The following is a 17564-nucleotide window of genomic DNA, read 5'->3' as shown; positions in this document are numbered from 1 at the left end:
CGCCGTTCTCGGCTCCGGGGCCTGTCAGCCCCCGGTGGCAGACTGCGAGCGTGACTGACACCGCGATCACCGACGGCCGCTACCGGATCCGCAACGTCGGCAGCGGCCTGCTGCTCGAAGTCGCCGACGGCAGCCGGCGCAGCGGCGCCCGCGTCCGCCAGGGCGCGGACGACGGCTCCGAGGCCCAGCTCTGGCAGCTCACCGCCGTCCACCCGGGCGGCGCCCTCTGCCACCTGGAGAACGCCGCCAGCGGCAAGCGCCTCGACGTCACCGGCGCCTCCACCGACGACGGCGTCCCCATCCAGCAGTGGTCCGCCAACGCCTTCGGTGCCCAGGAGTGGCTCCTCGAAGCCCACGTGGACGCCCCCGGCACCTACACCATCACCAGCTTCATCAGCGGCAAGCCCCTCACCGCCGCCGCGCCCCCCGACGCCACCGTCCACCAGTGGGAGGACACCGACTCGCCCGCCCAGTGGTGGCGCTTCGAACGCCAGGAGCAACACCAGGAGTAGGGCGTCTCCGGGCCGGTCAGGCCGACAGGTTGGCGCGCAGGGCGGTCAGTTCCCCGTCGGTGACGCCGTGGGCCCGGAGGTAGGCGGGGACGGAGGAGTGCTGGGTGTGGATCCAGCCCAGGGCGGAGGCGAGGAGTTCGGCGGTGACGGGGCGGGAGACGCGTTCGGTGCCGGTCTCGTCGACGTAGGGGGTGGGGCCCCGGTCGAGGCCGAGGCCGACGTTGGAGAGCAGGAAGTCGGCGGTGACGTCGGCCTCCGAGGCGCCGAGCAGGAGCTGCAGGACGGCGATGGTCAGGCCGGTGCGGTCCTTGCCGACGGCGCAGTGCACGAGGGCGGGCAGCGTGCCGGGGGCGGCGAGGCGGCGCACGACGGCGGCGAGGGACGGGCCGGCGGTCCGGGCCATGAAGGGGTAGAGCGCCGCCTGGTCCTCGGGCCAGGGCTGGTCGACGTCCTCGCGGTTGGCGGGCAGGGTCGGCAGGTTGAGGGCCTCGTGGTCGAGGCCGTGCCGCAGGTCGGGCCAGACCTCCAGCTCGACCGCACTGCGCAGGTCGAGGACGGTGCGCAGGCCGAGGGCCTTGAGGCGCCGGGCGCCCTCGTCGGTGAGGGTGTGGAAGGAGCCGGAGCGGTAGAGCACGCCCCGCCGCAGGGCGCCGATCCCGCCCGCGTCACGGAAGTTGCGCACACCGGGGATGTCGATGAAGGCATCGGTCATGGCCCCACGGTACGGGCGCGGGGCGGGCCGGCGGAAGGAAACCGGAGGGAACCTTTCAGCGCCCGCCGGAGACGTCCAGGAAGGCGTTGGTGGTGTACGAGGCGGCGGGGGAGAGCAGGAAGAGGATCGCCTCGGCGACCTCCTCCGCCCGTCCGCCGCGCCGCATCGGCAGTCCGGGGGCGACCCGGTCGACCCGGCCGGGCTCGCCGCCGAGGGCGTGGATGCCGGTGTGGATCAGGCCGGGGCGGACGGCGTTGACCCGGATCCCCTCGGCGGCGACCTCCAGGGCGAGGCCGCGGGTCATCGAGTCGACGGCGCCCTTGGCGGCCGCGTAGTCGACGTACTCGTTGGGCGAGCCGAGCCGCGAGGCGGCCGAGGAGACGTTGACGATGGCACCGCCGCGGCCGCCGTGCCGGGTGGACATCCGGCGCACGGCCTGGGCCGCGCACAGGAACGGGCCGGTGATGTTGGCGGCCCAGATCCGGTTCAGCCGGTCCTCGTCGATGTCCTCCAGCCGGCACTGCTTCTCCAGCGTGCCGGCGTTGTTCACCAGGCCGGTGAGCAGGCCGAGTTCGGCGTCCACGGTGGTGAACAGCCGCTCCACCTCGGCGGTGCGGGTGACGTCGGCCCGGACGGCGAGCGCGGTGCCGCCCTCGGCCCGGACGGCGTCCACCACGGCGGCGGCCGAGGCCTCGTCCGTGCGGTAGTTGACGCAGACCCGGTAGCCGCGCCGGGCGGCGAGCAGGGCGGTGGCGGCGCCGATGCCGCGGCCGGCGCCGGTGACGATCAGGACGCCGTCGTCGGAGGTGGTGGTCGACATGCTCGGTACGGTACCCGGCGGACCGGCCGGGCGGGCCCCGGAGCGGAAATCGTTCGCCCGGCGCGGCCCGGACCGGCGAGGATGCGGTACCGGCGCCGCAGCCCTGCCGACTGCCGGGTCGAGAAACGTCGAGAAACGTCGAGAAACGTCGAGTGGCGTCGAGAAAGTCGAGAGAGGAGATCGGCGATGTCCAACGCACCCGTACCCGCACCCGCCGTCCCCGGCACCGTCCTGCTCGTCGGCGTGGTCGGCTCCACCGCGTACGGCTTCGCCCACGCCGGCTCCGACGTCGACCGGCTGGGCCTGTACGCCGCCCCCACCGAGGAGCTGCACGGTCTGCACCGCCCGGCCGAGTCGTACGTCACCACCGGGCCCGACGTCACCCTGCACGAGGCCGCCAAGTGGTGCCGCCTGGCGCTGTCCTGCAACCCGACCGCCTCCGAGCTCGTCTGGCTGCCGGACGACCTGTACGAGATCCGCACCCCGCTCGGTGCCGAACTGGTCGAGATCCGCTCGAGTTTCCTCAGTGAGCCGGGCGTCCGGAAGGCCTATCTCGGTTACGCGGAGCAGCAGTTCCGCAAACTGCTGACCCGCGACACCACCGACCCGGCCACCCGCCGCCGGGCCGCCAAGCACGCCCGGCACCTGGTCCGGCTGGTCGAACAGGCCGTCCGGCTGCACGAGACCGGCCAGAACCAGGTCCGCCTCGCCGACCCCGGACACGTCCGCGACCTCGGCGAACGCATCGCCGACCGCCCCGCCGTCGCCGAATCCCTGCTCGCCGACGCCGCCGACCGCCTCGCCCGCCCCGGCGTCCTCCCCGCCGCACCCGACCCTCGCCCCGCCGAATCCTGGCTCCGCCGCGTCCGGGCCGCCCACTACGCTCCGCCTCCCGCCCCCGGCGCGCCCGCGCAATCCACTGGCGGAGCCCTGCGCCCCACCGGGTAGGATCACGGTGGCCCTCCCCGACCGGGACGGGGGCCGCGGGCCACTAGCTCAATTGGCAGAGCTGCGGACTTTTAATCCGTAGGTTCAGGGTTCGAGCCCCTGGTGGCCCACCGACGAAAGAGCCAGGCCAGACATCAACTGACCTGGCTCTTTCTGTATTTGACGCTTCCTCGCGGTCTGTGTGGGCGCCTTGCTAGGCCTTCATTTTGTCCCCTTTGTCCACGAGCGGGGATGGAGCGGGGATAGAGCCCCCGAAGTGCCCCCTCCGGGCCCCTTCCCACCCACGTCCGTGGGGGTCCAGTAGCCTCCAAGCTCGGACCGAATCCTCACCCTTCGTGTGCGCCCCCGATGCCGGCGCCCCGGCCTTCCCGCCGGATCACTGCCCTGAGCAATGGCCGGGCCGTACCGCCAGCCAGGCCGTGGTGGCCGCTGCCGCCACGGCGATCGCTCGGTGGAGCGCCTGGTCGAGTTCGTGCCAGGCCGTCCCGGGCCCGTACAGCGAGGTCGTGACCGCGCCGTTCTCGTCCAGCCGGACGGCCGCGCACCCTTCGATGTAGCTGCTCTTGCCGAAGCGCCGGGCGAGAGCGGCCAGGACCGGCCCGCGATCGATCAAGGCGTGGGTGAGGCCGTTGACCGCGGTTCCGACCAGCAAGGGGCCGGCCGTCAGTCGGTAGCCGCATGCTCGGGTGACGGCGATCGTTCCGGCCGCCTGTACGGCGCTGTAGGCCAGGACGTGCCGGGCAGCACAACGCCGCCCATGGGCGGAGGCGCGCAGAGTGCGTTCCCCGGGGAGGGTCGGGTTCTCAGGGGTCACCGGCGTGCCGTCCCGGTGCACGGGGTGGCTGCCGTGGAGGCGCTTGCCGTAGGCATCTCGGCTGGCCTGCGCCCACTGGTCGGCGAGTGGATGAAGCTCGCCGTAGACGGCGAGAAGCGTGCCGAGGAGCGCGAGGCGCCGGATGGTGGTGTCGCTGTTCATGGTGTCCTTTCGGGTCGGTCCTGGCGATCAGTCAGGTCCGTGGTTCGGTGTTGCGCGGAAGCAGCTCGGGCTGCTCGCCGACGGCGAGCAGCCCGAGTGGAAATTCGTGAACGGTAATATGAGCGTGGCTAGTTGTGGAATGCTTTTGGGATGGCACCGTTGTCCGAGTCGCAGTACGCAGCCCGGCTCGTGGAGTACGAGATCGATCCCGAGGTGTTGTCGGGTCACCCCTTTGAGGAGCAGGCCCGCGCGGTGCTGTTGGAGAAGCTCCGCGCCGATGGAGTGGACCGCGAGTCCGATGAAGTAGTCGATCTGGTGCGGTTGGTGGAGTGGCTGGCGTTGTGGAGGCTAGGGCCCGCCGCTGAACGGCCCCGGATTCCGGGCAGGGGGCAGCTCTACGTGTTGTCGTTCGCCGGCGCGACGAGTTCCTTCGTGAAGGTCGGGCGAACCGCCGACTTCTCGGTTCGGCTGCGCCAGCACCGTGCCAAGGCGGAGCGTGACGGGAAAGTCCTGCTCGACGCCTGGACGTCGGAGCCAGTTGCCGACGCGCACCCCTGGGAGCAAGGGGTGCTCAGAGAGCTTCGACGCCGGCACTCGGGCGAGAGCAAGGGTGAGTGCTTCTATGGCCTCGACTACGGCGAAGCGCGCAGCGTCGCGGATCAGCAGCGGATTCGGCTCACACCTCGCTCGGTGGGGCTCCCGACTGGGGAACGCCTGTACGGTCGTGTTCAGAGCGTGTCGTAGCTCGGGCGCCCGCGGTCAACTTCGGTCATCGCCCCGGGCATCCCGTCCACAGTCCCTACGATCGCCGAATGACGATCTGGAACGGCGACCCGACGGACCTGCTGCACTTCGAGCTCCCCCAGGACGTTGACCTCATCGTCTGTTGCCCTGGCCCGGTTGACTACCAGCACTTCACCATCTGGGCCCCGCGCGACGACGGTTACGACCGGCCAGTGACGATCCCCCGGAACAACCGGCTCACCCCGGGCGCCGACAACCTCCTCGCCGCCCCCGGCCTGAGCTACTGGAAGCCGCGGTGCCTGTTCTCCTTCGCCCGCTGCGCGGGCCCGCAGGACGGCCCCGGCCCGGCATGGACACACCGAGGCACCGAGCCGATCCGCACCACCGCCGGACGCAACCTCTTCGTGGAGACCCCCACCCACGGCCCGATCATCGAGTTCCCCGCGCCCGACCCCGGCACCTGGATGTGCGGCCTGTGGACCGCCCAGACGACAGAGCCGGACGGCGCAGAGGTCGACCTCTACGACGTCCGGCTCTGGCCGGCGTGACCGGGCTAGTCGGCGATGTCCACGAAGAACGGGTCCTTGTCGAGGATTCGCTCATTCGCGTACCAGGCCGACAGTGTCCCGCCGGCGCTGAGGTTGTCCGTCTTGTTCACCGGCATGATCGAGTAGTTGTTGTCATCCTTGGCCGCGCCTTCCCACGTCGACGCGAAGGGGTACTCGTCACACTGGAGGTCGTCCGCGAGCTGCCCGAAGTACTGCGTGCACATCGCCCCCACGACCGACCGGTTCCGGTTGTACCGGTCCTGCTGCGCTGCCCCGGCGCCTGGGGCGAGGCGGGTCAGCGGGATCGCTGAGTGGATGCTGCCCGGGATCACCTTGTCGCCGTCGGTTTTCTGCGGCCGTGTCCATACCCAGTTCTCCTGGGCCCACAGGATGTGCCGGGCCACGGTGCCGGCGCTGCCCGAGATCGCATACCGGTCCATCACGTTGACGTGGTCCGTGAACACGGAGCCCGCGTTCCTGTTCAGGTACGGCGCCTGATCCAGTCGGACATTCACGTTGGTGATCGCTCCCCACGTCGGGATGTCCGAGTGTGCCTGCACCTGGAGATTGCAGCGCGAGGTCTTCTCCACGTCCGTCAGCACGTCCGCGTTGTCGTAGGCCGTGACACTCATCGTCTGGCCGTCCTGCCACTGCTGGCTGGAGGTCGGGCTGATCCCGTTCTCCTGGATCAGGCACGCCGGATTGCCGCTCCCGGTGCTGGTCCACCCGACGACAAGGGCCGACGGCGCCGTGACGCCCTCGAACGAGAAGTTGTCGAACCCGACCTGTGCGGTCACCGTACGGCTGCCCGACCGCTTCGCCTGCCCGGCCACCGTGCACCGGTACTTCGTCAACCCGGCCACCGCACCGTCGACGATCGTGTAGAACCCGCACGTCGCGACGAAGCATGAGCCGAATCGGGTCGTGGTGGCGTTGGCCGGGCCGGTCGGGAACAGGGAGCGACAGTCGGCCAGAGTCGGCGCGTCGATCGCGGCCGCCAAGGCCGCAGAGGGCGGGGCCGTCGGAGAAACGGCAGCCGTGCTCGGCTGCGCCGCGGCTGCCACCGCGCTGGCGGCCTCCTCCCGCGTGCCCACGTGGGTACCGATCGGCATCGGATGGGCGGCGTCCGCCATCTGGATGGTGTAGGTGTCCCTGACCGGTGTGGCCTGGACGGCCTGTGTGCTGGTCATGAGCAGCGCGGCCGAGGCGATCACGCTGGTGAGGAGTCGAAGCGTTCCGGATCTGGACAGGAGAATGCGCATACGGGCGCCTCCGAGAGCGGTTGCGGAACATCCGACGAAGCGTCGGGGACAACCGACGTTATCGAACGTTCCAGCGAATTGTTGGCGTTCGCAGAAGCTAGCCCAGAGCGGCCCTTGTGTCCGGGTGACCAGGTTGAGGCTGTCGCCCAGGCTTGGCAGTAGTACGGCGGGTCCAGCCTGCGGCGGCCCTGATAGGGCGCGCGGACGGTTCCGGCCATGTGGAGCGGCACCGCCGCCGTGTGGTTGGCGCGGTGGGGGCGCAGCAGGCAACCGGGGGCCGGAGCAGAACACTCCGGCCCCACGGGTCTGCCCCAGGGCCGCTATGCCGCGACGATCCCGCCCGGGGCATCGTCATCGTCGGCCTCGGAGTAGTTAGCGGTGTGGAGCTGCGTGGCCTGCTCCAGGGCTTGTGCGAACGCGCCCTTCACGGCCGCCTCGTCTGTGCCACGGGCTACGACCTCGACGGGTCCGCGCAGGCCGTGTCGGAGCTCCACGGTGGTGACGGCGGCTTGGTCGGTGAAGAGGTCGTGTTCGAACTCGAAGCACGGTTGGCCGGTGAGCGGCAGCTCGTAGATGTGCTTACCGGAACGACGGTCGAGGCTCGCCACGGTGGAGTACACGTGCTCGTGGCGGGGCTGCCTTTCCCACAGCCGGCCTCGGCCGGACCAGCGGGTGCGCTTGCTCGGTATCGCGACGGGCAGGTCGTTCACCCTGGCGTAGCCGTGCGCCAGGAGGTCGTTCCACAGGTCCACGATGGCCTGGGCGTCCTCGGCGTTGGTCATGGCGACCTCGATGCCGTCGAGGACCAGCAGGTGCACGAGTGGGGCGCTGGTGGTCTTGCGGGACTTCATCGGGACGAGCGCGGCGGCTTTCTCGGCGTTCTCGCGGTCGAGGGAGGGCAGGACGGAGGTGTAGGTGTCGGCGGTCAGCACGTACGTGGCGTGGCCGAGTACCTCCTGCACGACCTTGAGGTCGGCGCCCGCGCCGAGGAGTAGCGTGGCCGCGAGGTGGCGTAGGTCGTGCAGGCGTACGGGCGGCAGGCCCAGCTTGGTGCACAGTCGTTCGAACCGGTCGGTGAGGTAGTCCGGGTGGATCTCGGAGCCGTCCTCGCGGACGAACACCTTGTCGGTCGTCGGCCATGGCCGTCCGGCTTCGGCCGCGTCGCTGCAGGCCTCGGCCATCCGGTCGCGGTGGTCTCGCACCTCTTGGAGGGTGTGGCTGTCGAGGGCGAGCGTGCGTTCGCTGTCGGCCTTCGGCTTCTTCTCGAGGGGCTTGCCGTCGACGGTCACCACCTGCCAGTCGACGGTGATGACCGCCGTCTCGAGGTTGGCCTTCGGCCAGGCGAAGCCGGCGCCCTCGCCACGGCGCAGCCCTCGGAAGATCGCCAGGTGCCAGAACGCCCGCAGCCAGTCGTTCTCGATGCCGTCGAGGAACTGGCCGGCCTGCTCCGGGGTCCACACCATCACCTTCGACGGCTTCTCGCCGGTGCGCTTCCACGCCTCCACGCGTTCCGGCGTCCACAGTAGGGCCTTCGGCCGTTTGCCGGAGGGCAGGTCGATCAAGCTCGCCCAGTTACGGCTGACCTGGCCCTTCTTGACCGCTGCCGTGAGGGCGGAGCGCAGGGTGGCGCGGATGCGCTGCATGGTCGCCGGGGAGACGATGCGCATCTGGGCGTGCGGCTTGCGCGTGGGTATCTCCGGAGCCGGGACGGGTGGAGGCGGGGCGTTCCTCTTCGGCCGCCCGGGCTTGCGACCGTAGAGCTTCTTCCACTCGGCATGCTCGGTGCGGGCCTTGGCGATCAGCGCCAGCTCGTAGGCGATGACGACGTTGCGGGCCTGGATCGCGTCGAACATGTCGGTGATCGGCTCGGCGGTCAGATCCTCCAGCTTGATGTGGCCGAGCGCGGGGATCAGGTAGATCCGCAGGTGGCTCTCGTAGGAGCTGGCGGTGGTCGGCTCCAGGGTCTTGCGCTGCCCCAGCCACTTCGTCAGGTACTGGGCGACGGTGGTGCGGTGGTCGATCACCTCGCCGCGGTCGATTTTGGCGATGGCCTTCTTCAGGTCGGCCAGGGCGGCGTCCTTGTCCGCGTAGCCGCCCTTGCGGTCCCGGTTGGGTTTGCCGTCGGGGCCGGGCTTCAGCCTGAGGTAGTACCACCAGGTGCCGTGGGCCTTCTTGCCTTTCAGTTTCGGGCAGCGGGAGCCGAGTTCGCGCATCTTGGGCTTGCCCCCGGCGTCCAGCACTGGCTGCCTGTTCTCGTCCAGGACGGGCTCACGGCAGGTGCAGCGGCGGTACACCGAGCCGGGACTGTCGTTCTTCTCGCGCTCGCTCATCTCTCTCAATCGGCCTTCAGGCCCCGCTGGTTGGGGCGGCGGTCAGGGCACGCCCACAGTCACCAAGTCCGTGCCGGTCAGGGCACAGATCGGTGTGGCCGTGGGGAGTTGGCCGTGACCATACGGCCCGTGACACGGTTGGGTCGCGCCGAGCCTGGACGGGGCCAGCCGCAGGCCTGTCGCCCTGGACGGGCGTGGACAAGGGCGGACGAAGGAACGCCGGCGCGCGGTCGCACGCGACGTGCCCGCGAGGGGCGAAAGCTTGCGGCAAGGGCGCCATTCATGGCCTGCATTTGGTCTGACCTGCACGAATATGGTCCTCGGTGTACTGGCGCAGCCGGGTGTGGCACCCACTGGGACGGCCCGCACCGGTCGTGGACGGCGGGACGGTAGACCTCGGTTCAGGTCAAGGTGCGGCCATGACGACAAGCTCCGCTCCCGCCCTTCCCGATCCGCAGGTCCAGCCGACGATGACCGTGCCCGAGGCCGGCCGACTTCTCGGCCTTGAGCGTGCCGCCAGCTACAACGCGGCCCGGCGCGGCGACATCCCGACGATCACGGTCGGCCGCCGCCTCCTCGTGCCGACCGCGAAAATGCGTGTCCTCCTGGGCCTCGACGCCCAGGTCGCGGACACGGCTGCCTGAGCGTCGCCGTCCCGCCCCTCAACCGCCGTGCCGGCCTGCGGACCCGGCACCCCACCTTGGTAGGAGATCACCGGCATGCCCTGGTTCGCCGTCGGCGACAGTACGGACGACCACCCCAAGATCCTCGCCGCGGGCAACGCGGCCACCGGGTTGTGGGTGCGCTGCGGCGCCTACGCGAGCGCCCACCTGACCGACGGGGTGATCCCCGGAGCGGTCGCGGCGAAGAACGGCACCACCACCCAGATCGCCAAGCTGCTCGCCTCCGGACTGTGGCACGAGGCCGGGCACGCGTGCGCACACTGCCCTCAGCCCCGGCGCGGTGACTACGTGATGCACGGCTACCTGGACGCCAACCCCAGCCGGGGCCAGGTCCAGGAGCGGCGCCGGCGCGCGGCCGAGAAGAAGCGCCAGCAGCGCAACCCGCCGCCCAGCGGCGACGATTCCGCCGACGATCCGGGACCAAACTGTGGCCCGTCAGGCGAGGACTACGCAGGTCAGCCACCCGCGTCCCCGAGGGACGTCCGGCATCCTCGTACGCGCCCGGCCCCTCCCCGCCCCTCCCGCAGGGAGGGGGCTGGTGTGGGTGGGGAAGGTGCGGGTGGGTGGGGGCCGGCACGCCGGCACCCCTTGCCCGATGGCTTCTGGCCGGACGCTGCGGCGCTCGCGTGGGCGGCGGGCGACGGCCACCTGGACCGCCTCGGCGGCCCGACCGGATTGGCGGCTGTGACGGCGGCGTTCACGGACTGGCACCAGGGCCGCGCCACTCTCGGCGCCGACTGGCAGGCGATGTGGCGCAAGTGGGTGCGCGAGCAGAGGCAGCAGCCCGGACTCGGGGCGTCCGGCCGCCCTGCCGGGCGCGGCCGCCGCAGCGCGGCACGGCGAGGAGCGGCCTACGCGGCGCAGGTGAGCGTGGCGGACCGGCTGGCCTCGATCGAGAACGAGATCGCCCGCGACCAGGAACCCGGGCCTGCCGACAGGCCGTTGACGCTGCTCCCCGAACCGCCCGGTGGCGGAGGCCGGCCCGCAGGCGCGGCACCGATGCCGGGACAGCGGCCGCTGATGGCCGCGCTTCCCGGAGGCCGTGCGGCCGCTCCCGGCCCGCTGGAAGTTCTGGAGGCGATCGCCGACCACGGCCAGGCCCGCGCCGTCGCCCTGTTCGGCTGGCGGAAGGTGGCGGCACTACTCGTCGGCTCCGACCCGCAGGCCGGAGAGGCATGAGCGTGCTGCCGCAGCGAGGCCTCGCCCGGTGCCGCCGGTGCGGTACGGCGGTGCACTGGACGATCACTGCCGCTGGCGCGCGGCTGGCCGTGGACGTGAACCCCTGCACGCTTGGCAACACCGCGGTCTACCGGGACGGCACCGGCACCATCCGCTCGCGCCGGCCTACCGCAGAGCTGCCGCTGCTGTCGTACGAGCGGCTGCACCTGCCGCATGCGGCCACGTGCATCGCGCGGAACCTGGAGTACAACCCTTCGCTTCCTCGCGAGTCTTGATGGTGGGGGGCTGAACAAGCCAGTAGCGGCAGGCAAGTTGAGATCAGAGCGATGGAGGAACAGGCGCGTGGCGCAGGAGTACGAGACGGTGCTGGCAGCGCTGCGCCGATGGGGGAACGTCCGGCCGACCGAGGGCGGCTGGCTGGCGCGGTGCCCGGCTCACGACGACCGGCAGGGCTCCCTGCTGGTGCTCGCCGCCGGGGACGGCCGTGTGGAACTGGACTGCCTTGCCGACGGATGCGAGACGCAGGACATCTCGGCGGCGCTGCGGCTGGGCCCGGAGTACGTGGTGGTCGCACCGCCGGCGTTCGAGGACGGCCCCGGCTGGATCTGGCCCGGGTACGTGCCGTCGGCGGGCGTGAGCCTGATCGACGGGGAGGACGGCGTGAGCACCATGGCGGTGGCCTTGGACGTCGCGGTGCGGGCGGCGACGGCGGCGGTCCTGCCGGACGGGCAACAGCCCCAGGCGGCGCGCACCGTGCTGGTGCTCGCATCGCCGCAGACCGCCGGGCAGGTGGCGGAGCTGTTGGAGGCCTGCGGGCCGGGCGGCGAACGGGTCGAGGTGGCTGCCGTCCTGGGCGGGCGCGGTGGGCAGCGAGGGCTGCGCCTGCCCGCCGACGCCGACCAGGTGGAGCGGTTCCTGTGTGAGCGGCGCCCCGAGCTGGTGGTGCTGGACCTCATGACGATCTGCCCGTACCGGGTACCCGTCGAGAGGGCGTTGCGGATGCTGGCGGAACTGGCGCAGCGCGTCGACACGGCGGTCCTGGCGGTGCGGGACGCCTCGAAGCGTGCGGGTTGGTCGTCCTCGCGCCGGGCGCAGGAGGCTTCGCGGTCCTCGCTCACGACCGCGGTGCACATGGCTGTTCACGGAGCGGACGGGGCGATGGCGCTGGTGCCGGTGTTCAGCAGCGGCTGGACGGTCATGGGCGGCCTGCAGTTCCACCAGGCGGGCCGGACCCGGCCGGTGGTGTGGAGTAGCCGCTTCGCGCGCGGCCGCGATGAGGCGATGACCGGCGCGGACCTGCCACGGCGGCGTCCGGCGAGCACCAGTGCCTACAGGCTCCTGGGCAGCATGCTGGCGGCCGGCCCGGCGCCGGCCCGGGACGTGCTGGCGGCGGCGGCCGCCGTCGGGCTCGCCCCGCGAACGGTGCAGCGGGCTCGCCGCCAGCTCGGGGTGGTCGCGACGAAGACGGGAGGCGGCTGGGTGCTGTCCCTGCCGGGCCGGGGCTCCTCGGGCGGAGGAGCCCCGGTCTCAGGTCAGTGAGTTGGCTGAGGGGTGCGGGGAGCGGTCGGGGTCGGGGAGGGGGAGGGGGCCAGCGTCGGGAGCAGGGTGGTGGCGGTCGGGGACGGGGCGGGGGCCGTGACCGTCGGGACGGTCACGATCTGCGTGGCCGTGATCGTCACGGTGACGGTCGGGGCGGGCTCGGTGATCGTCACGGCCGGGGCGGTGACGGTGATCGTGGCGGGCGTCTCGGGCAGGGTGACGGTCGCCGGGCTGGGGGCATCGGCGGGGGCGGGGCAGGTGGCTGCCGGGGAGAGGGCGGCCTGCGGGGCCGTGGTGGGGGCCGACGGGGCGGTGGCGGGCATCGGCTGCGCCGGGGCGGGGCTGATGGTCACGGCTGCCGGGTTGGCCGGGGCAGCGGCGGGGCGGGTGCTGATGACCATGCCGGTGGTGAAAGCGGTGGTGAGGGCGAAGGCGACTGCCGCGTGCCGGGCGGTGATTCGGGTGGTCAGGGCCATGGTTGGTCTCCTTGAGGCTGGGGCCGGGGGTTCGCGATCCCCGGCTGGCGGTACCAGCCTCGCAGAGAAGTTGACTCAGGTCTATAAAAAAGATCGAGGTAAATATCTCGCGGACCCCTCGGCGCGACACCTGACCGCAGGCCCGGCACCGTGGCCTGCCGATCGACACGACGAGGAGGAGACCGTGACCACGCCACTGCCCGCGGTTCCTGCGACCCGTCCCGGCAGGCTCGGCCGTCGCCTGTACGCCGACCTCGCCGCCTCGACCCCCGCCGTCCGCCGGCGCTTCTACGGAACCCTCGACGCCGCCGACTGGGCGCAGGTCCTCGCAGCGGCCAACGCGGAGGCCGGCACCCCCTACGCCCTGTGGGCCGACGACCCGGTCGGATTCGTTGAAGACGTCCTCGGCGAGTCCCAGTGGAGCCGCCAGCGGGACATCCTCGAAGCCCTCGTCGACCACCGTCGGGTCGCCGTCCCCTCGTGCTTCGGCTCCGGCAAGACCCACATCGCCGCCCGGGCCGCCGTCTGGTCCTCTGTCGTCCACCCCCCGGGCACCGCCTTGACCGTCACCACCGCCACCCGCGCCCGCCAGGTGCAGCGCCAGATGTGGCCCCACATCCGCCAGATCGTTGCCCGCACGGGACTGCCAGGCGAAGTCGGTGTCACTCAGTGGAAGATGCCCGACCACCACGGCACGGACGTCGTGGTCGCCTACGGCTTCTCCGCCCCCGACCACGACGAGTCCGCCGTCCAGGGCATCCACGCACCCCGCCTGATGTTCATCGTGGACGAGGCCGGTGGTATCGGCCGGATCATCGGCGCTGCCATGCGCGGCGCCCTCACCGGCGAACACACCCGCGCCCTGCTGATCGGCAACCCCTCGACCGACGACGAGGGCTCCTGGTTCGAGCAGACGTGCGCCGACCCTGGCGTGCATGTCCTGCCGATCAGCGTCTACGACACACCACTGCTGTCCGGCGAGCGGACCCGGCGCTGCCGCGCCTGCCCGCCCCAGGGCCCCGCCCACCTGCTCGCCACCCACCTCGTGGACCCCCAATGGGTTGAAGACACCATCCGCGATCACGGGGACGACAGCCCGTTCGTCGCGGCGAAGGTGCACGCCCGCTTCCCCCGGGGCGGCCAGGCCCGAGCCATCCCCTCCTCCTGGGTAGAGCGTGCCAGCGACACCCCGGAGCCGGACGGCCCGGACTTCACGCCCCTCAACGCCCTCGGCCTCGACGGCGAGACCAGCCTCCACCGGGTCAAGCGTGGCGCGTGGGTGCGACTCGGGGTGGACGTGGCGGCTGGCGGCGGCGACGAGTTCGCGATCGCCCGATCCGTCGGCGACCTCGTAGAGCTGCGCCACGCCGCCGCCGGCCAGGAGAACGCCGACCCGGTGGTCGTCGCCGGGGTCGTCCTGCGTGAGATCGAGGCCGCCCAACGGCTCGCCGACGCGATCGGCAGCACCACGTCGGTGCGCGTCAAGATCGACGGTGTCGGCGTCGGTTGGGGCGTGGCCGGCCTGCTGGAGGCCTGGCGGCGCGAAGGCCTCCACCGCGGGGAGATCGTCACGGTGATCGCCAGCGAGGGCACCGGCCGCGACGACGAGGCCGCGACGCTGCGCCCCTCCAGCAAGCGGGACGAGATGTGGCTGGCGATGAGGGCGCTGCTGTCTCCCCACGGCCAGGGATCGATACGGCTGCGCATCGACCGCCGTACCCAGGCCCAGTTGTCCGCGCCCAAGATGTCGACCGACTCCAGCGGGCGCACCGTCATCGAATCCAAGCGCTCGATGCAGCGGCGCGGGGTTCGCTCGCCGGACCGTGCCGAGGCCGTCCTGCTGGCGCCCTACGAGCCGCAGACCGGCCGCCGCCGCGTCCGCATGATCGTCTGATGGAAAGTCAGAAAATTCCTTGCGTGCGTGAATGCGCAAGGCAATATGCGCGCCATGCATATCTCAAGTATTCATGTTGACAGGGGAGATGAGCGAGGGTTTGGATGGCGTATCTACTGGGGCGAATCAGTCATGCCAAGCAGGGGGGTCCTGATTCCTTGGCATGAGCGCGATCCGTGTCGCCATGCTGAGGGGGAAGAATGCCAGCGCTGGAGCATCTCACCGGGATGCGCGAATTCGGGCTCAGGGAATTCCCAGGTACCGCCCCGAGCGCCCTGGCCCGCGTGATCAAGTCCGTCTCGCCCTTCCACCCTGGCGACCGCGTCTGGCCTGGCAGCCTGACCGAAACCCTCGCCGTGGCGAACCTGGACGAGTGGGCTGACACGTCCTTCGACCAGCTCGCCGCCCGTGCCGCCCGCGCAGGCATCGCGGCCCTCGCCGTCGTCTCTGCCGCCGGCTCCATCCCACCCGAGCTGGCGCACTCCATGGAGCGCCTGCGCGTCCCGCTCCTCACCCTGCCCAGCCGCACATCCTGGACCGACATCGCCGAGGCCGTGACGCGCGCGCGGCTGCACGATCTGCGTCGGGCGATCATCTGGCGCGACCAGCTGCTCGGACACCTCCGGCCCTCCCCGGACGCCCTCCACCTGGCCAGGATCGTGCGCTGGCTCGCCACGGAGCACGCAGCCCGCGTCGCACTCGTCGGCTCTGACGGAGCACTGGTCGCCACCGCGCCGCAGCACGCCGCCCACAAGCTCACCACCGTCGCCGACAAAGTCGAGGAGGTCGCGGCCGGCGCTCTTGAGTCGGCCGTTCTCGAGAGCGGCGGCGACGAGATCCGCCTCGTCGCCGTCGGGACCACCAAGCCCCGAGCCGTCCTCGCCGTCAGCCGGGAATCGCCCTTCGACCGCACGCTCACCCAGGTGATCAGCCGTACCGCCGACCTGCTCGCGCTCCACCTCAGCGTGGCCGATGCCGAGTCGGCCATCCACGGCCAGCAGGCCACCGTGTCCGCGCTGCACGTCGCCGTCCTCCAGCTCCTGATGGGCGGCGAGATCTTCAAAGCCCGGCGTACCGCGGCCAGCCTCTACCCCGGCCTCCTCGATCAGGACCATGCGCGCGTCTACCTCCTGGAGGGCCGCGCGCAGGAGCGCGACCGCCTTCGCGAGGAGTGCTGGCGAGCGGCCGCCGGTGCCGCGCTCGTCGTCAGGTGCCCGGTCTACGACTCGCACCTGATCCTCGTCGTCCCGCAGCCCAGCGCCAGCGGCGATACCTGGGACGGCGTGGGCGAGAAGCTGCGCGTCCTGGTCGCCCGCCACCCCGATTGCTACCTCGGCGGCAGCCCGGTCCGTCATATCGCCGAGACCGCCCAGTCCTACCGGGCTGCCCTGCGGGCGCTCGCCAACGCCCGGCTCGGCCGCGGCAGGGCAGCGCTCTACACCGAGCAGGCGAACCTGCCGGAACTGCTCAACGGGCTCTACCCGGGCTGGGCCACCGCCGTACTGCGCCCCCTCCTCGGGCAGCGCGCGACGGCGGACAGGGACGTGCTCATCCAGGCTCTCACCCTCACCCTGCAGTCCTCCGTGCGGGCGGCAGCCGAACTCACCGGCGCCCACCGCAACACCATCACGAACAGGGTGCGCGCCGCGGCCGGCATCCTCGGTGTCGATCTCGACAGCATCCGCGACCGTGCTGTGACCGCACTCGCGCTGGAGGCCGTGCTCATGGACGAGAGCTGCGGTGAAGCGTCGCATGTCGGACCCGCCGACCTCCAGACCTACCTGGCCAGCCCGGAGGTCGGGGTCTGGGTACGGACGTTCCTGTACCCGCTCTCGGAAGAACTGCGATGCACCCTCAAGGAGTGGGTGCTCTCCAACGGGGACACCTCGCGCGCGGCACAGGCTCTCGGCGTCCACGCGCAGACCGTCCGCAAGCGCCTGCGCACGGCCACGAGCCTGCTCCAGCGGGACCTGCTCGCCGCCGACGCACACGACGTCGTTCTGGCGATCGCCGTACAGTTCGGCATCCGGCTGCCGCTGCCCGTCCACTAGGGCCCGAGGGCGCCCGCGCCGCCGAGCGAGCCCGCCCGAGACGGACACGGCACAGACAGTCATCGAGTCAGCGCTCACTGTGTCTGATGTGCAACGGTGATACCTGGCTTGTGCATTGAGCAGATTTCCAACAGAGCGCACACCACCTACGGTCGATCAAGGGGGAATCCCCCAATCTGTAACTCGCAAAATGGAGGGGACACTTGCGAACTCTTGCCGTACTGGGGGCGAACTCCCGAGCAAATCAGACCGCCGGCAGACTTGCTGCCGCGAACTACTCCGTCCGCGCCTGGGGGGCCACGGACACCGACACCGCCTGCCGTCGACCCACCACCCACCCGACGCCCCGAGAAGCCGCTACCGGGGCCCACGCGCTCCTCACCTTGATCCAGGACATCGACGAACTCCGCGAGGTGCTGACCCACCCGGCCGCCGGTGCACTCGACGCCCTGGAGCCCGGAGCCTGGTGGCTCAACCTCGCTCCGGCAACCGACAACGTCAGCCGTGAACTTGAAGACCTCGCCCGCAGGCACGCCATCGCCTACCAGCACACCCCGCTCCTCGGCGCGGACGGACACCTGGTCGTCATCGGTCCCGAAGCCGGCGACCGCTGCGCCCGCGCCGCCTGCGACTCCATCCTGGAAGCCATCGGAGCGGTGATTCACACCGGCGCCGAGACCGCCCCCCTGGCCGTCCTCGGCATGCAGGGCTGGGACATCGAGGCCTCCATGCTGGAAGACGCCAGATCAGCGGACCAGCACTGACCACAGTGCCCCTTCGGGTATCGCCCGAAGGCCACGCGCGCGGCCACCACGCCGCACCGGACGAACGAGACGGGACCACCAGCGCCACGGGCCCGTGCAGAACAGGACGACGAACAACCGCTGCTG

17 protein-coding genes, 1 tRNA gene and 1 pseudogene are annotated in these 17564 nt (G+C 71.4%); 13 read left to right on the top strand and 6 right to left on the bottom strand.

Annotated elements, in window-relative coordinates; all coding sequences use genetic code 11:
- Window positions 1-47 precede the first annotated feature (47 nt).
- Both OG556_RS16635 and OG556_RS16630 read left to right on the top strand, forming a co-directional pair.
- Window positions 48-299: pseudogene (locus OG556_RS16635) on the top strand (RICIN domain-containing protein); the annotation flags it as partial.
- Entirely contained in the window at window positions 300-512 is a 213-nt protein-coding gene (locus OG556_RS16630) for an RICIN domain-containing protein (protein WP_371522727.1), read from the top strand. It abuts the pseudogene before it with no gap.
- 16 nt (window positions 513-528) lie between these two features.
- Here OG556_RS16630 and OG556_RS16625 read toward each other — a convergent pair whose 3' ends face one another.
- Together OG556_RS16625 and OG556_RS16620 are read right to left on the bottom strand one after the other, a co-directional pair.
- Window positions 529-1224 carry a tyrosine-protein phosphatase gene (locus tag OG556_RS16625; RefSeq protein WP_371517727.1) on the bottom strand — a complete coding sequence of 232 codons (696 nt, stop codon included), beginning with the start codon at window positions 1222-1224 and terminating at the stop codon, window positions 529-531.
- Between the two features lie 55 nt (window positions 1225-1279).
- Complete coding sequence (locus tag OG556_RS16620) at window positions 1280-2044, bottom strand: SDR family oxidoreductase (RefSeq protein WP_371517726.1); 765 nt, start codon at window positions 2042-2044, stop codon at window positions 1280-1282.
- Between the two features lie 186 nt (window positions 2045-2230).
- On the opposite strand from OG556_RS16620, the gene OG556_RS16615 reads away from it, so the two are divergent.
- Window positions 2231-2992, top strand: coding sequence for a DNA polymerase beta superfamily protein (locus OG556_RS16615; RefSeq protein ID WP_371517725.1), 762 nt, complete (start codon window positions 2231-2233; stop codon window positions 2990-2992).
- Between the two features lie 37 nt (window positions 2993-3029).
- Window positions 3030-3102 (top strand) — tRNA-Lys (locus tag OG556_RS16610).
- Window positions 3103-3368: 266 nt separating this feature from the next.
- Here the strand turns inward: OG556_RS16610 and OG556_RS16605 are convergent.
- The gene (locus tag OG556_RS16605) at window positions 3369-3968 is read right to left on the bottom strand and encodes a hypothetical protein (RefSeq protein WP_371517724.1); all 600 of its coding nucleotides are present in this window, start codon (window positions 3966-3968) and stop codon (window positions 3369-3371) included.
- Between the two features lie 159 nt (window positions 3969-4127).
- Here OG556_RS16605 and OG556_RS16600 point away from each other — a divergent pair, with 159 nt between their 5' ends.
- On the top strand, window positions 4128-4712 hold the full coding sequence (locus tag OG556_RS16600; RefSeq protein WP_371517723.1) for a GIY-YIG nuclease family protein: 585 nt from the start codon (window positions 4128-4130) through the stop codon (window positions 4710-4712).
- Between the two features lie 68 nt (window positions 4713-4780).
- Window positions 4781-5260: a hypothetical protein gene (locus tag OG556_RS16595; RefSeq protein WP_371517722.1), complete on the top strand. Its 480-nt coding sequence runs from the start codon at window positions 4781-4783 to the stop codon at window positions 5258-5260.
- Window positions 5261-5265: 5 nt separating this feature from the next.
- Here the strand turns inward: OG556_RS16595 and OG556_RS16590 are convergent, their stop codons facing one another.
- Together OG556_RS16590 and xerC are read right to left on the bottom strand one after the other, a co-directional pair.
- Entirely contained in the window at window positions 5266-6522 is a 1257-nt protein-coding gene (locus OG556_RS16590) for a NucA/NucB deoxyribonuclease domain-containing protein (RefSeq protein ID WP_371517721.1), read from the bottom strand.
- A 320-nt stretch (window positions 6523-6842) separates the two neighbouring features.
- The gene (gene xerC, locus OG556_RS16585; protein WP_371517720.1) at window positions 6843-8852 is read right to left on the bottom strand and encodes a tyrosine recombinase XerC; all 2010 of its coding nucleotides are present in this window, start codon (window positions 8850-8852) and stop codon (window positions 6843-6845) included.
- A 419-nt stretch (window positions 8853-9271) separates the two neighbouring features.
- Between xerC and OG556_RS16580 the strand changes: the two genes are divergently transcribed.
- The 4 genes from OG556_RS16580 (at window position 9272) to OG556_RS16565 (ending at window position 12253) form a co-directional block, all read left to right on the top strand.
- Complete coding sequence (locus tag OG556_RS16580) at window positions 9272-9496, top strand: helix-turn-helix domain-containing protein (RefSeq protein ID WP_371517719.1); 225 nt, start codon at window positions 9272-9274, stop codon at window positions 9494-9496.
- Window positions 9497-9571: 75 nt separating this feature from the next.
- Window positions 9572-10714, top strand: coding sequence for a hypothetical protein (locus OG556_RS16575; protein WP_371517718.1), 1143 nt, complete (start codon window positions 9572-9574; stop codon window positions 10712-10714).
- Entirely contained in the window at window positions 10711-10989 is a 279-nt protein-coding gene (locus OG556_RS16570) for a hypothetical protein (protein ID WP_371517717.1), read from the top strand. The genes OG556_RS16575 and OG556_RS16570 overlap by 4 nt, the downstream gene beginning before the upstream one ends.
- A gap of 67 nt (window positions 10990-11056) precedes the next feature.
- Window positions 11057-12253 (top strand): hypothetical protein, encoded by a 1197-nt coding sequence (locus OG556_RS16565; protein WP_371517716.1) that lies wholly within the window; start codon window positions 11057-11059, stop codon window positions 12251-12253.
- Here OG556_RS16565 and OG556_RS16560 read toward each other — a convergent pair.
- Complete coding sequence (locus OG556_RS16560) at window positions 12247-12729, bottom strand: hypothetical protein (RefSeq protein WP_371517715.1); 483 nt, start codon at window positions 12727-12729, stop codon at window positions 12247-12249. The genes OG556_RS16565 and OG556_RS16560 overlap by 7 nt on opposite strands.
- Window positions 12730-12913: 184 nt before the next feature.
- Here OG556_RS16560 and OG556_RS16555 point away from each other — a divergent pair, with 184 nt between their 5' ends.
- The 3 genes from OG556_RS16555 (at window position 12914) to OG556_RS16545 (ending at window position 17438) form a co-directional block, all read left to right on the top strand.
- Window positions 12914-14623, top strand: a complete 1710-nt coding sequence (locus tag OG556_RS16555; protein ID WP_371517714.1) for a DEAD/DEAH box helicase family protein — start codon at window positions 12914-12916, stop codon at window positions 14621-14623.
- A gap of 200 nt (window positions 14624-14823) precedes the next feature.
- Window positions 14824-16674 carry a helix-turn-helix domain-containing protein gene (locus tag OG556_RS16550; protein WP_371517713.1) on the top strand — a complete coding sequence of 617 codons (1851 nt, stop codon included), beginning with the start codon at window positions 14824-14826 and terminating at the stop codon, window positions 16672-16674.
- Between the two features lie 203 nt (window positions 16675-16877).
- On the top strand, window positions 16878-17438 hold the full coding sequence (locus OG556_RS16545) for an NAD(P)-binding domain-containing protein (RefSeq protein WP_371517712.1): 561 nt from the start codon (window positions 16878-16880) through the stop codon (window positions 17436-17438).
- The last annotated feature ends 126 nt before the right edge of the window (window positions 17439-17564 follow it).

Source organism: Kitasatospora sp. NBC_01300 (assembly GCF_041435235.1).
GTDB lineage: Bacteria > Actinomycetota > Actinomycetes > Streptomycetales > Streptomycetaceae > Kitasatospora.
The sequence above is the reverse complement of the archived record's forward strand: the minus strand, read 5'-3'. Positions and strand labels throughout refer to the sequence as shown.